This is a genomic window from Actinoplanes cyaneus, assembly GCF_016862095.1.
Taxonomy (GTDB): domain Bacteria; phylum Actinomycetota; class Actinomycetes; order Mycobacteriales; family Micromonosporaceae; genus Actinoplanes; species Actinoplanes cyaneus.
This window is the reverse complement of sequence record NZ_BOMH01000033.1, coordinates 88,725-102,282: the sequence shown is the minus strand read 5'-3', so window position 1 is coordinate 102,282 and position 13,558 is coordinate 88,725. Positions and strand designations below refer to the sequence as shown.

The window sequence follows — 13,558 nt, the reverse complement described above, 5'->3', positions numbered from 1 at the left end:
GCGGCGTTGGCCAGGAGTCCCTGGGACCTCGCCTCGCACCTGGGTGTCCGCCAGACCGACCCTAAGTCGATTGAGCTGCCCGGACATGAACACCGGTGAACGACGCCAGGCCCGGCGGTGAACATTATTCGACGCGCGCCTGATTCGTCCCTTTGGCCCTGTGGTCCAGGTAAACAATGACCCTACGATCGCAGCGTGGAATGGGGATACGCCGTCGGCTCGGTTTCAGCCGCGCTTGCCGTCGGTGTCGGTGCTGGGCTGACTCTCGCCCGTTCCCGCCGACCGTCGGCGGGGAACGAGGCCCAGGGCGGCTCACCGGAGGGGAGAGCCGCCATCGAACCGGACGATGATCGCCCGGCAGGCAAGAACGGTCTCAAGGGACTCGGCCGCAAGAGCCTCGACTCGTTGCGGGTCGGCGTCGTCGTGCTCGACGCCGACGACTACCCGGTGCTGGTGAACCCGGCCGCGCGGGCGATGGGGCTGCTGCGCTCCGGCGGTGCCCCGGGCACCATCGCGGCCCACCCCATCCTGCGCACGCTGGCCGGCCAGGTGCGGCGGACCGGCGTACGCCGGGAAGTGGAACTTGATCTTCCGCGGGGCCGGGCCGGTGGGGCGCAGGCGCCGCTCGGCCTGCACCTGCGGGCCGTCGCGCTGAATGCGACGCATGTCGCCGTCGAGGCGGCCGACGTGACCGAGTCGCACCGGCTGGCCCGGGTCCGGCGGGACTTCGTGGCGAACGTCAGTCACGAGCTGAAAACGCCGATCGGCGCGCTCCAGTTGCTGGCCGAGGCTCTGCTGGACGCCACCCAGCTGCCCGACTCGGCGCCCGAGGCGCAGTCCGAGGACCTGCAGGCCGCCCGCCGGTTCGCCGAGCGGATCCACCACGAGTCGGCGCGGATGGGCCGCCTGGTCAGCGAGCTGCTCGAGCTCAGCCGGCTGCAGGGTGCCGAGCCGCTGCCCAGCCCCGAGCCCGTCGCGCTGGACTGGGTGATCGCCGAGGTGATCGACCGGACCAGGACGACCTCCTCCGCGAAGAACATCGAGATCACCTATTCCGGGCCGAAGGGCCTGATGGCGTACGGTAGCGACAGCCAGTTCGCCACCGCGGTGACGAACCTGGTGGAGAACGCCATCGCGTATTCGGGGCCGGACACCAAGGTCGAACTGACCATGCGTCAGGAAGACGAATGGATCGAGATCGATGTCGCCGACCAGGGCATCGGCATCTCTCCACAGGACGTCGATCGGATCTTCGAACGGTTCTATCGAGCCGATCAAGCCCGATCGCGGGCGACCGGCGGGACCGGCCTCGGCCTCGCCATCGTCAAGCACATCGCCACCAACCACGGTGGTCGGGTGGACGTGACCAGCGCTCTCGGCGCCGGCTCTACGTTCACCCTGCGCCTACCGGCGCGACCCTCGGAATCCCCCTCGCCGTCATCGACGGCAATTGAGATCGAGTCGGGTGTGACCGGGCAGTGACCTGGTCGCCGACGACGGAAGGAACTTCATTGGCCCGCGTGCTCGTGGTCGAGGATGAGGAGTCGTTCTCCGACGCCCTGTCGTACATGCTGCGCAAGGAGGGTTTCGAAGTCTCGGTCGCCGCGACCGGCACCTCGGCGCTCACGCAGTTCGACCGGACCGGTGCCGACATCGTGCTGCTCGACCTCATGTTGCCCGAGATGTCCGGCACCGAGGTGTGCCGTCAGCTCCGGCAGCGGTCAGCCGTCCCGATCATCATGGTCACCGCCCGGGACAGTGAGATCGACAAGGTCGTCGGTCTGGAGATCGGCGCCGACGACTACGTCACCAAGCCGTACTCGCCGCGTGAGCTGGTCGCCCGGATCCGCGCCGTGCTGCGTCGCCAGGGCGGCGAGGCCGCCGAGGTGAGCACGCCGACGCTCGCCGCCGGCCCGGTCCGGATGGACGTCGAGCGCCACGTCGTCACCGTCGACGGCGCCGGCGTGCAGTTGCCGCTCAAGGAGTTCGAGCTGCTCGAGCTGCTCCTGCGCAACGCCGGCCGGGTGCTCACCCGCGGTCAGTTGATAGACCGCGTCTGGGGCGCCGACTACGTCGGTGACACCAAGACGCTGGACGTCCACGTCAAGCGGCTGCGCTCGAAGGTCGAGCCGGAGCCCAGCGCCCCGCGCTACATCGTCACGGTGCGCGGCCTCGGCTACAAGTTCGAGCCCTGAGCCGGACGACCCCTATGTGGGACGCGGCGAGGCGGGCTCACGGCCGCCTCGCCGTTTCGGCATCGTGGGCGTGGCGAGCGCGACGACGGTGGCCGGGTGGACGGCGACCATGCCGGCCTTGAGGCGGGCGTCGCAGAGCTCGGCCAGTTTCTGGTAGGCGGGCTCGCCGATCAGCTCGGTCAGCTCCGGGGCATAGGACAGGTACATCGCCTCGGTCCCGACATGCGCCTCCGGGGACGAGGTGCACCACCAGGCCAGGTCGTGCCCGCCGGGACCCCAGCCGCGCCGGTCGAACTCGGTCAGCGTGGACTGCAGCAGCTTCGTGCCGTCGGCGCGCTTGATCCAGTCCTGCTCGCGGCGGATCGGCAGCTGCCAGCACACGTCAGGCTTGTACTTCAACGGGTGCACCCCGTCGCGCAGCGCCTGGGCGTGCAGTGCGCACCCGCCGCCCCCGGCGAAGTCCGCGTCGTTGAGGAACACGCACGGCCCGTCACCGGATCGGGTGGCGGTGCGCCGGGTCGGCTTCGTGCCGTCCACGGTGTCCATCTCGGTCCAGTTCTTGAACCCGCGCCGGTGCCGCTGCCACGTCTCCGGGCTGAGTTTGGCGACTGCCGCCTTCACCCGGTTCTCGTCGTCGGCGTCGGTGAAGAACGCGCCGTGCGAGCAGCAGCCGTCCTCGGCACGACCGGGCAGAATGCCGTGGCAGGAAGAGCCGAACACGCAGGTCCAGCGGGAGAGCAGCCAGGTCAGGTCGGCTCGGACCAGGTGCTGCTCGTCGGCGGGGTCGAGGAACTCGATCCATTCCCGAGGGAAGTCGAGCGGTACTTCCACAGGGCGTCGGGCGCGGCTCATCCCGCTCAGCCTACGCGGGCGCCCCCGGTCGTGCCGGTCAAGCGAGGCCGCGGCGTGGCCGGGGACCCTTGATGATCATGACCGTTCGGCGCGGACATATCCGACGATGCCGAGCGTGGTTAGGCTGGAGGGCGTGAGTTCTCGAGTTCCCGTGCTTCTCTCCAGCTCCTCGGTCTTCCCCGAGCCGACGGCGGCCGCGTTCGAGATGGCGGCCACGGTGGGCTACGACGGGCTCGAGGTCATGGTCTGGACGGATGCCGTCAGTCAGGACGCCGGTGCCCTGAAAGGCCTGGCCGATCACTACGACGTCCCCGTCCTCTCGGTCCACGCCCCCTGCCTGCTGGTCACGCAACGGGTGTGGAGCTCCGACCCGTGGGAGCGGCTCAACCGGGCCGCCCAGCTCGCCGAGTCGCTCGGCGCGCCCACTGTCGTCGTGCACCCGCCCTTCACCTGGCAGCGGGACTATGCGAAGAACTTCGCCCCCGGTCTCGCCAAGGTCCAGGCACGGCACCCCGACCTGACGTTCGCGATCGAGAACATGTTCCCGGTCAAGATGGCCGGCCGCTGGTTCGTGCCGTACACGCCGGGCTGGGACCCGACCGAGACCGGCTTCGACGCGTACACGCTGGACCTCTCGCACTGCGCCGCCTCCCACACCGACTCGCTGGCGATGGCCGAGAAGATGGGCACCGGGCTGAAGCACGTGCACCTGGGCGACGGCACCGGCGAGGCGCGCGACGAGCACCTGGTCCCGGGCCGTGGCACCCAGCCCTGCGCCGAGCTGCTGCGCTCGCTGGCCGGTCGCGGTTTCACCGGCTCGGTCGCCTTGGAGATCAACACTCGGAAGGCCGCCAGCCGGGCGGTCCGCGAGGCCGACCTGCGCGAGTCACTCGAGTTCGCCCGCCGCCACCTGGCCCCGGCCGATTCGATCACCAAAGCCTGAACCGAAGATCAACTTCAAGATCTTCCTTGCCTGCCTCCGCCGGGGTACAGACCGTCGCTCCCGCGGGGACCCTTCCGGGCCGAGCAGGGCGCTGGCGCGCCCAGAACGCTCAGCCCGCAAGGGCGATCTCCGTGGGCGGTCGCGCTCAGGGCAACAAACCCGTCCACAGCCGGCCCCACCACACAAGCCCCCTACGGTGGCCCTCGCAAGGCCGCTACCGCTGACTCTCCAGCCGCGCTCACCCTCCCGGCTGGTGCTCATGGTCGTTATTCGTCCCTCATAACGACCATGAGCACCAGCCCGAGCGTCGCGCTGGGCTGCGGGGCGGTGGCGGCAGGCGGCTGGTCTTCATGGTGGTATTCGGGCGCTGGTAACGACCGTGAGCGCCAGCCAGGGGCGGGCGGCGCGTGACTGGGGTGAGCGGATGCGGGCCTCGCGTGGACGCACGGAGAGACCGGAGAGCGGCGCCCTGTGCCGCGGCGGCTGCGTCGGAAACTGAAGTGGCAGGCGGACGGCGTTGCGGGCGGTGTCCGCTCCCGGGAGGGGTCAGGCCGGGGTGAGGGTTTCGGCGGGGGCCTGGGCGGCGCGTTTGCGAGCCCGGTGGGCGGCGACGTGCGAGCGGGTCGCGCAGCGCTCCGAGCAGAAGCGGCGGCAGTTGTTCGACGACGTGTCCAGGTAGACGTTGCCGCAGCGTTCGTCGGCGCAGATGCCGAAGCGGGCACTCCCGTACTCACAGAGCCAGACCGACAGGCCCCAGACCGCGCCGGCCAGGTATTCCGCGCTGACGGACGAGCCCCGGCTGGTCACGTGCATGTGCCAGTCGCTGGCGTCGTGGCCGGAGATGCGTGGCTGCACCGGGAACGCCTCGAGCAGCGTGTTCAGCTCGCGCACCGCGTCGACGTCCCGCCCGGTGGTGCCGAACTCGAAGACCTCGCGCAGGCGGCGTTGCGCACGGCGGAAGATGGCCAGGTCCTTCTCGACGACCTGGTCCCGCATGTACTCCAGATCGGCGCCGAACAGGGCCCGCAGCCCGGCTAGATCGTCCAGGCCGGCGTTGACGAGGTCGACCGCCGTCCGCGCGTACGCATCGAAGTTCACCCGACCACGGTAGCCGCCCCGGGCCACGAGGTGCGATTCCTCGACCGCACTGCCGCGCCGCCGTCAGACCCGGCGGTTAACGTAGGCCCATGCTCCGTTCCCTGTTTCTCGCCGCGGCCGGCTCCGCCAGGCTGGAGCGGCTGGTCGAGTCCACGCCCGCCGGCTCCGGGGTGGTCAGGCGCTTCGTGGCCGGCAGCGGTGCCGACGAGGCGCTGGCCACGACCCGCGAGCTGGCCGACGACGGCTTGGCGGTCAGCCTGGTCCACCTCGGCACCGGCACCGAGACCCTGGAGCAGGCGCAAGCCGTCCGGGACGAACATGTCGCGCTGCTCGCCCGGCTGCGCGCCGCGGGGCTGACCCCGGCCGCCGAGGTCAGCGTCAAGCTCTCCGAGCTCGGGCAGCGGCTCGACGAGCGGGTGGCGTTCGAGCACGCCCACGCGATCTGCGCCGCCGCGGCGGAGGCCGGCACCACGGTGACCCTGGACGCGGAGGACCACACCACCACTGACGCGACCCTGGAGACGCTGCTCGAGCTGCGGCGCGACTTCCCGTCGACGGGGGCGGCGCTCCAGGCGTACCTGCGGCGCACCGAGGGTGACTGCCGTGAGCTGGCGGTGGCGGGGTCGCGCGTGCGGCTGTGCAAGGGGGCCTACGCGGAGCCGGAGTCGGTGGCGTTCCAGTCGCCGCTGGACGTCGACAAGTCGTACGTGCGATGCCTGAATGTCCTGATGTCGGGTGAGGGCTATCCGATGGTGGCCACGCACGACCCGCGGTTGATCGCGATCGCGGAGGACCGGGCGCGCTGGTTCGACCGCTCGACCGGGGAGTGCGAGTTCCAGCTGCTGCACGGGGTGCGCCCGGAGGAGCAGGCCCGGCTCGCGGCGGGTGGCCACACGGTGCGCGTCTACCTGCCGTACGGCAAGCAGTGGTTCGGGTATCTGATGCGCCGCTTCGCCGAGCGCCCCGCCAACGTGGCGTACTTCGCGAAGGCGATTTCAGCGCGGGCGTGACCCGGCTCGGGGGCAATCCCGGCCGAAGCCTACCTTTTGGGCGAATCAGACACGGATCAGGCGTGTCGCACTTGACTTTTTGTGGGCAAATTACGGAACGCAACTCCCTGGTCACAGCCGCATCGATACGGTTCTGATGACACGCACGTTCGTCTCGCGGAGCGTGCCTGCGAAAGGATCGGTGCGACGAGATGACGGGTCCAGCCCAGACCGAGGAACGCCTCTCGGAGGTACGGTTCCTGACCGTGGCCGAGGTGGCCACGTTGATGCGCGTCTCCAAGATGACGGTCTATCGGCTCGTGCACGGTGGTGACCTCACCGCTGTCCGGGTCGGCCGTTCGTTCCGGGTGCCGGAGCACGCGGTTCACGAGTACCTGCGCGGCGCGTTCTCCCAGACCGCCTGAGGGTCGGCGCCTGCCCTGCCGGGGTCGTGTTGGTCCTTGCGGAGCGGGCCGGTACGCTGGACCGGTTGGTTCCTGGGTCACGTGTGCCGCTAGTCAACGGCGCTGTCCCGGGCGCCGTCCAAGATCGGTACCGGCCGGGCCGGTTCCACTCAAACATGGTTCGAGAGGCTGTCGTATGGGCTCCGTGGTCAAGAAGCGCCGCAAGCGTATGGCGAAGAAGAAGCACCGCAAGCTGCTGCGCAAGACCCGCGTCCAGCGTCGCCGTTTGGGCAAGTGACGGTCGGCCGGGTGGACCACCCGGCCTTTGCCGTCGCTTGCCGACCCAGGTCCGAGACCGGGCCGCCGCTCCCTGCCGGGCTCCGGCCCGTGAGCGGCGACAACTCCGGCGCCGGGCCCAGTTCTGAGGCTCAGCATCGAAAGGTGCGCCCGTGGTGACCTCACCGCCCAGCGTTGTCGTGGTCACCGGAGTCAGCCGGTTCCTCGGCGCATCCGTGGCCGCCCGCCTCGCCGCAGATCCCCGGATCGACCGTGTCGTCGGCCTGGATCCGCATGACCCGCCCGCACGCCTGCTCGGCCTGCTGGACGGGGTGGAGCGGATCCGGGCCGACGCGCGCGCGGCGACCGAGGCCATCGCGGAACTCGGTGCCGAGGCCGTCGTCCATCTGGCGGTGACCAGCGTCCCCGACCCGGCGCACGGCGGCCGCGCGGGGATGAAGGAACACAACGTCATCGGGACCATGCAGGTGCTGGCCGCCGCACAGGGCGCGCCGAACCTGCGCAAGCTGGTGGTGCGTTCCTCGACGGCCGCCTACGGGGCGTCGTTCCGCGACCCCGCGGTCTTCACCGAGGACACCGAGCCGCGCGCGGTGCCGCGTGGCCCGTTCGCACGGGACATCCTCGACATCGAGGGTTACGTCCGGGGTTTCCGCCGTCGCCGGCCCGAGGTCGCGGCGACCGTGCTGCGCTTCGCCCCGATGATCAGCTCGTCCGCCGAGACGTCGCTGACCAGGTATTTCTCCCAGCCCGTTGTCCCCACCGTGCTCGGCCGGGACGCCCGGCTGCAGTTCGTCCACGTGGACGACGCGCTCGAGGTGCTGCACCGCTCGGTGATCGAGGATCATCCGGGCACCTTCAACGTCGCCGGTTCCGGCGTGCTCATGCTGTCCCAGGCGGTTCGCCGGGCCGGCCGGATCGCCGTGCCGCTGCCCGAGACCGGGCTGTCCACCGCCGCCGCGCTCGTCCGCCGCCTGGGCGTCGAGCAGATCGGGCTGGACCAGATCGACCTCTTCGTGCACGGCCGGGTGGTCGACACCAGCCGGTTGATCCGTGAGTTCGGCTTCACCCCGCGCACCACCGCCATCGCGTTCGAGGAGTTCATCCAGTCGCACGCGGAGGGCTCCTCGCTCACCGCCGACCGGCTGGCGGCCGCCGAGCGGGCGATCCTGGACGGCATCAGGCAGGTGCGCGCGGCCGCCGGAGGTGATCACTGATGAGTCAGGACGAGTTCCGCGACATGCTGCCCGGCACCGCCGAGTTCCGGCTGCCCGAGGCGCCCCCACCCAAGAAGCTCAACGGCCGCCGCCCGATCCCGGAGAAACCGGACGAGCAGGTGGCGAAACTGGAGTCGACCGCCGGGCCGGAGCCGGACGCCATCGACGTGTGGGATCGGCGGGTCGCCGACGGCCTGGCCTTCCTGCGCCGGCGGCTGGCCGGGGCGTATGAGGTGGACGAGTTCGGCTTCGACCCGGAGCTGACCGAGGCGGTCTTCCACCCGATGCTGCGGGTGCTCTACCGCGACTGGTTCCGCACCGAGGTGTTCGGCACCGAGAACGTGCCCGGGCACGGCCCCGGCCTGGTGGTCGGCAACCACTCCGGCACGCTGGCGCTGGACGCGCTGATGCTGACCGTCGCGCTCCGGGAGAACCACCGGCACCTGCGGTTGCTCGGCGCCGACCTGGTCTTCCGGGTGCCCGGGATGAGCGAGCTGGCGCGCGCGGCCGGCGCCACTGTGGCCTGCAACCCGGACGCCGAGCGGCTGATGACCAACGACCAGCTGGTCGGCGTCTTCCCGGAGGGCTTCAAGGGGATCGGCAAGAAGTTCTCCGACCGGTACAAACTGCAGCGGTTCGGCCGGGGTGGCTTCGTCTCGGCGGCCCTGCGGACCGGGACACCGATCGTGCCGGTCGCCATCGTCGGCGCCGAGGAGATCTATCCGATCCTGGCCGATCTGAAGCCGCTGGCCCGCCTGCTGGGCGTGCCGTACTTCCCGGTCACCCCGACGTTCCCGGTGCTCGGCCCGCTGGGCCTGATCCCGCTGCCGAGCAAGTGGCTGATCGAGTTCTGCCCGCCGATCCCGACAGCGCATCTCACCGAGTACGCGGATGATCCGCTCGTCGTCTACAACCTGGCTGACCAGGTGCGGGAGACGATCCAGGCGACCCTGCACGAGCTTCTGCAGAAAAGGCCCGATCCGTTCGCCCGGTGACGAGTCGCGCGAACCGTCCTATAGTGACGATTGAGGGGCGGCCCCGGACTTGTCCGGCACCGCCCCTCGCCATGTTGTGGGGTCGCTAGAAGATGTTGCCCAGCAGGCCGCCGAGGACGCCGTCGTCGCCGGACTCCTCGCCGACACCGCCGGGCTGTGTCGGCGCCGGTGTCGGGCTGGTCGTGGTGCTGGCCGTCGGCGCCGTGCTGACCTGCGCCGACTTCGTCTTCTGGCCCTTGCCGGTCACGCCTGTCGTGCTGCTCGGCGTGGCCGTGCTCCCGGTCTGCGCCGGCTTGGTCGGCGCGGCGTTCTGACCGTTCGGCTTGGTCGTCTTGTCGCCGCCGCCGTCGCGATGGGTGCTCGGCGGCGTCTTGTCGGTGGGCTCGTCGCCGCAGCCGCGCAGTTTCGGGCCGAGCTGGTCGGTGCCGGCCGGGACGAGCTTCTCGCAGTCCAGCCCGGTGCGCAGCTGTTCGGTCCGCTGTGACACGTCCTGCAACAGGCCGAGCGAGGTCAGCGCCCGCTCCCGGTTGACGGTGGAGAGGTTCTGCAGCGCCGGCTCGAACGTCGTGCGCTGGTCCTTCACGAACGTGTCCAGTGTCTTCAGCTGCGTGGCGTCCTTACGCGACACCGCGGCTGTGGTGATCAGCTTGACGCCCTTGCGGGTGTCCGCGTCCATGTCGTCGAGCACACCCCGGAACCCGTCGGCGTTCCCGCCCATCGTGGTCGCCTCCTGCAGCCGGTTGCGCGCGAAGTCCAGCGACAGCTGCCCGCGGCTGGCGTCCGAGCCGGCGATGGCCAGCTGCGCGCGCTCGGTGGAGCGCTTCACGCCGTACAGGGCGTCGCCGGGCGCCGCGCTCTCGCTCGCCGCGGAGATTCCGGAGACGGCCATCGCGCCGGCGGCGACGCCGAGCACGATCGCGCCGCGGGTCCGGAACCGGCGGGCGAAAACCGATCGCCGTTCGGGGAGCTCGACGGGCGGCTCGGGTTCCGCCTCGACGGCGGTCCGGCCGATGCCGTCCCGCTCGGCCGTCGCGACCAGCATGGCGCGCAGCCCGACGCGGAATTCGGGATCGACCTGCCCGGCCGGCCGGGTGGCGGACAGGCGGTGGCTGAGCGCCACCAGTTCGGTCAGCTCGTCATCGGCGTGGCCGTGGTACCGGCCGGCGCCACCGAGGTCGTCGATCTGCTCCGCGAAGCGCTCGGCGCTCCGGGAGCTCGGAAAAGGGAACTTCACCGTGGGCACCTCCCCTCGCTCGTGAGTGTCCCGCCGGCTCGTGTGCCGGCGTCGGCGACCGGGCCGCCGCTGGCCGCCGCGGGTCGCATCCGGACAAACGCGCGACACGCGGGTCCGGTTACGGGTGCGGAAGGGGAGCATCGGGTATCGGAGATCGACATCTGAAAGCGCCCGATCAAGACTGGAACCCTTCCGGCAGGAGCCGGTTCAGTGCTCTGACCGCGCGATATTGCAGGGCTTTGATGGCGCCCTCGTTCTTGCCCATGGTCTGCGCCGTCTCGGCCACCGAGAAGCCCTGGAGGAACCGCAACACGATGCACTCCTGCTGTTCCGGGTTGAGCTGCTTGACCGCGGTGAGCAGAGCCACGTTCGTGATGTGGTCGACCACGGCGGATTCCGGACTGCCCTCCGGGCCGCGGTCCTCGCGATCGGCGTCGAGCACGTCGCCGGTGGTGACCTCGAGCCGGTAACGACCCGACTTGAAGTGGTCGGCGACCAGGTTGCGGGCGATCGTGACGAGCCAGGCGCCCAGGTCACGGCCCTGCCAGGTGAAGCTGCCGATGCGCTTGAGGGCGCGCAGGAACGTGTCGGACGTGAGGTCCTCGGCGAGCTGCCGGTTGCCGACCCGGAAGTAGACGAAGCGGAACACCGTGTCGACGTACCGGTCGTAGATCAGGCCGAACGCCTCGGACTCGCCGGCCTGGGCACGCTCGACCAGCGCCCACACCTCGGCGGCGGGGTCGCCGCGGTCGGGACGAGCCGGGTGCTTGGGCGGCTCGGTCTCGGTCGGCGGCCCGGTCTTGCTCTGCTGGGGCAGCACGACCGTGTGGTCGGTGCCGGGCGTCTCGCTCTCCGGCAGGTTCGATCGCTGGCCCGCGGTCGGCTGGGACGGCGGCCGGGGCGCGCCGAGCCGATTGCCGCCGAACTTGCCGTTGGCGCCGGGCGCCGGCACGGACGGCGAGTTGTTCAGCGGGCGCCGGTTCCCGGTGCGTCGCGGGCCGTCGCCGCGGATCGCGTTGGTGATCATTCCGTCGACCGATTCGCGGATGGCGTTCAACCCGTCACTGATTGCGTGCCTCCCGGCAAGGACGTCGCGGTGGTACGGGTCCCCGGCGTACACATGAGTCACTGCGCCTCCTCAACCCGGCGGGCCTGCGGCGACCGTGAATCCGTCCCGCCAGACTGGGATTCACGGCGTTTCCGTCCTTTGTGTGGCACAGCGGCCTCCTCGGGATGAGGGTGGTCACTCGCATACAAAAGGGGTGGGGTAACCCGCGGAAATCGCCGGTGACCTCACCCGTTCGTGTGGAGTCGGTTACGCAGACCGGAAGTATCGCCGAGTTCGGACACGGTGAGTCGCACACCATGTGCGGTGCGCACAAAGCCGCGAATCCGTCCTAACTCGGCATCCGGTATCAAGGTCACCCTGGTTCATCCGGCGGCCGGGACAACGGACCAGCTGTCCGCTGTCCCGTACGGGTGACGTCTGTGCCAGACTCGGGCGTCGTGGAGGAACCCGCCCCTGACCCGGTCGCCGCGGCTGCTGCCCGCCGCCCGCAGGCCGCCGCTCTCATCGCCGGCGACACCGTTGTGACCTGGGCAGACCTGGATGCCAAGGTCACCGAGGCGGCCCACTTCGTGGCCGGCCGGACGTCGCCCGGTGATCGCGTCGCATTCGTGCTCGGCAATACCGTGGACTTCGTCGTCACCTGGTTCGCCACCTTGCGCGCCGGTCGCGTCGCGGTTCCGCTCAACCCGGCCTACACGGCCGACGAGGTGTCGCACGCGATCGCCGACGCCGGGTGCGCGCTGATCGTGATCGGACAGGCGGACGAGTTACGACTGGGTCTGCGCGAGTCGTGCGTCCGTCCGGATTTCGACAACGCGGCGCGGGCCGAGCTCCCACCGGTGGCCGCCGGCGACCTCGCGGTGCTGCTCTACACGTCCGGCACCAGTGGCCGGCCGAAGGCGGCGATGCTCACCCACGGCGCGCTCGCGGCGAACCACGAGCAGCTCGACCGGATCGAGCCGCCGGTGGTCGGCCCGGACGACGTGGTGCTGCTCGCGGTGCCGTTCTTCCACGCCTACGGGCTGAACACCGGCCTCGGCAGCGTGGCGCACCACGCGGCGACGGGTGTGCTGGCCGACCGGTTCGACCCGGCGGAAGCGGCCGGGCTGGTCGCGAACCACGGCGTGACCGTCGTGGTCGGCGTGCCGGGGATGTACCAGGCCTGGACACAGCTGCCCGGCGGGATCGAGGCGCTGCGCGGGCTGCGGACCGCGGTGTGCGGGGCGGCGCCGCTGGACCAGGCGACCGCCGCGCGCTTCGAGGCCGCGACGGGCAAGACCATCCTCATCGGGTACGGCCTGACGGAGTGCGCCCCCGTGCTCACCACCACCGCCGTGAGCGACCGGGGGAAGACCGGCTCGATCGGGCGCCCGCTGCCCGGGGTGGAGCTGTCCCTGCGTACGCGCAATGGTCTCGAATTGTGGCGGGACGGCACGGTGTCGCCGGAGGAGGATCTCGCCGAGCTGGACCTCGCGCCGCCCGGCTCGGCGGGCACCGACCCGGGGGAGATCGTGGTGCGCGGCCCCAACCTGTTCGGCGGGTACTGGCCGGACGGCTCGGGCGGGCCGGACGCCGACGGCTGGTGGGCGACCGGGGACATCGCGTACGCGGATGCCGACGGCGACCTGATCCTGGTCGACCGGATCGGGGAGTTGATCCTGGTCAACGGCTTCAACGTCTATCCTGCGGAGATCGAGCGGGTGCTGGACGCCCATCCCCGGGTGGCCGAGTCCGCGGTGGTCGGGCGGCTGGACCGGCGGACCGGGCAGCATCCGCACGCCTACGTCGTCGTCAGCGGCGACCCGGCGCCCTCGGTGACCGAGCTGCAGGTGCACTGCGCCGCGCGGCTCGCCCGGTTCAAGCTGCCGACGATCGAGCTGGTGGCGTCCCTGCCGCGCTCGCCCAGCGGCAAGGTACGGAAGAGAGAGCTGCCATGAGCGAGCTTGCGAGCGAATCATCGGGCTCAGTCAAGAACTCATGGCGACGCCGGAGCGCAGCGGAGGTGGCGGCATGACGCGTGTGACGTTGATCAGCCGGGCCGGGTGCCACCTGTGTGAGGTGGCCGAGCAGACGCTGGACCGGATCGCGCCCGGCCAGTGGACCCGGGTGGACGTGGACTCGTCGATCGAGTTGCAGCGCGACTACGACGATCGGGTGCCGGTCGTACTCCTGGACGGCAAGGAGCACGGGTACTGGCGGGTCGAGGAGGCTCGGCTGATCCGGGATTTGGCTCGACAGCCCGGTGAGCCCCGCTTGTAGATTGCTCCG

The 13,558-nt window shown here is 70.7% G+C and carries 14 protein-coding genes; 10 read left to right on the top strand and 4 right to left on the bottom strand.

Going from position 1 to position 13,558, the window contains the following annotated elements:
• The first annotated feature begins 195 nt into the window (after positions 1–195).
• Positions 196–1,482 carry a sensor histidine kinase gene (locus tag Acy02nite_RS21620; RefSeq protein ID WP_203743263.1) on the top strand — a complete coding sequence of 429 codons (1,287 nt, stop codon included), beginning with the start codon at positions 196–198 and terminating at the stop codon, positions 1,480–1,482.
• 29 nt (positions 1,483–1,511) lie between these two features.
• Positions 1,512–2,195 (top strand): response regulator, encoded by a 684-nt coding sequence (locus Acy02nite_RS21615; RefSeq protein WP_067697652.1) that lies wholly within the window; start codon positions 1,512–1,514, stop codon positions 2,193–2,195.
• 12 nt (positions 2,196–2,207) lie between these two features.
• Here the strand turns inward: Acy02nite_RS21615 and Acy02nite_RS21610 are convergent, their stop codons facing one another.
• Entirely contained in the window at positions 2,208–3,047 is an 840-nt protein-coding gene (locus Acy02nite_RS21610) for a DUF3109 family protein (protein ID WP_203743261.1), read from the bottom strand.
• A 133-nt stretch (positions 3,048–3,180) separates the two neighbouring features.
• Here Acy02nite_RS21610 and Acy02nite_RS21605 point away from each other — a divergent pair, with 133 nt between their 5' ends.
• Positions 3,181–3,990: a sugar phosphate isomerase/epimerase family protein gene (locus Acy02nite_RS21605; protein ID WP_203743259.1), complete on the top strand. Its 810-nt coding sequence runs from the start codon at positions 3,181–3,183 to the stop codon at positions 3,988–3,990.
• Between the two features lie 546 nt (positions 3,991–4,536).
• Here Acy02nite_RS21605 and Acy02nite_RS21600 read toward each other — a convergent pair.
• Positions 4,537–5,088, bottom strand: coding sequence for a CGNR zinc finger domain-containing protein (locus tag Acy02nite_RS21600; RefSeq protein ID WP_203743257.1), 552 nt, complete (start codon positions 5,086–5,088; stop codon positions 4,537–4,539).
• 89 nt (positions 5,089–5,177) lie between these two features.
• On the opposite strand from Acy02nite_RS21600, the gene Acy02nite_RS21595 reads away from it, so the two are divergent.
• The 5 genes from Acy02nite_RS21595 to Acy02nite_RS21575 all read left to right on the top strand — a co-directional run bounded on the left by Acy02nite_RS21595 (position 5,178) and on the right by Acy02nite_RS21575 (position 8,987).
• Positions 5,178–6,098 carry a proline dehydrogenase family protein gene (locus Acy02nite_RS21595; RefSeq protein ID WP_203743255.1) on the top strand — a complete coding sequence of 307 codons (921 nt, stop codon included), beginning with the start codon at positions 5,178–5,180 and terminating at the stop codon, positions 6,096–6,098.
• Positions 6,099–6,289: 191 nt separating this feature from the next.
• On the top strand, positions 6,290–6,502 hold the full coding sequence (locus tag Acy02nite_RS21590; RefSeq protein ID WP_014694808.1) for a helix-turn-helix domain-containing protein: 213 nt from the start codon (positions 6,290–6,292) through the stop codon (positions 6,500–6,502).
• A 175-nt stretch (positions 6,503–6,677) separates the two neighbouring features.
• Positions 6,678–6,779: a 30S ribosomal protein bS22 gene (locus tag Acy02nite_RS21585; protein WP_007465623.1), complete on the top strand. Its 102-nt coding sequence runs from the start codon at positions 6,678–6,680 to the stop codon at positions 6,777–6,779.
• Between the two features lie 151 nt (positions 6,780–6,930).
• Positions 6,931–7,992 carry an NAD-dependent epimerase/dehydratase family protein gene (locus Acy02nite_RS21580; protein WP_203743253.1) on the top strand — a complete coding sequence of 354 codons (1,062 nt, stop codon included), beginning with the start codon at positions 6,931–6,933 and terminating at the stop codon, positions 7,990–7,992.
• On the top strand, positions 7,992–8,987 hold the full coding sequence (locus Acy02nite_RS21575) for a lysophospholipid acyltransferase family protein (RefSeq protein ID WP_203743251.1): 996 nt from the start codon (positions 7,992–7,994) through the stop codon (positions 8,985–8,987). The genes Acy02nite_RS21580 and Acy02nite_RS21575 overlap by 1 nt, the downstream gene beginning before the upstream one ends.
• 85 nt (positions 8,988–9,072) lie before the next feature.
• Here the strand turns inward: Acy02nite_RS21575 and Acy02nite_RS21570 are convergent, their stop codons facing one another.
• Together Acy02nite_RS21570 and Acy02nite_RS21565 are read right to left on the bottom strand one after the other, a co-directional pair.
• On the bottom strand, positions 9,073–10,221 hold the full coding sequence (locus Acy02nite_RS21570; RefSeq protein WP_203743249.1) for a DUF5667 domain-containing protein: 1,149 nt from the start codon (positions 10,219–10,221) through the stop codon (positions 9,073–9,075).
• Positions 10,222–10,396: 175 nt separating this feature from the next.
• Positions 10,397–11,248 (bottom strand): ECF subfamily RNA polymerase sigma factor, BldN family, encoded by an 852-nt coding sequence (locus Acy02nite_RS21565; RefSeq protein ID WP_425548164.1) that lies wholly within the window; start codon positions 11,246–11,248, stop codon positions 10,397–10,399.
• A gap of 479 nt (positions 11,249–11,727) precedes the next feature.
• Between Acy02nite_RS21565 and Acy02nite_RS21560 the strand changes: the two genes are divergently transcribed.
• Complete coding sequence (locus Acy02nite_RS21560; protein ID WP_203743245.1) at positions 11,728–13,227, top strand: AMP-binding protein; 1,500 nt, start codon at positions 11,728–11,730, stop codon at positions 13,225–13,227.
• 73 nt (positions 13,228–13,300) lie between these two features.
• Positions 13,301–13,549 (top strand): glutaredoxin family protein, encoded by a 249-nt coding sequence (locus Acy02nite_RS21555; protein ID WP_203743243.1) that lies wholly within the window; start codon positions 13,301–13,303, stop codon positions 13,547–13,549.
• Positions 13,550–13,558 lie beyond the last annotated feature (9 nt).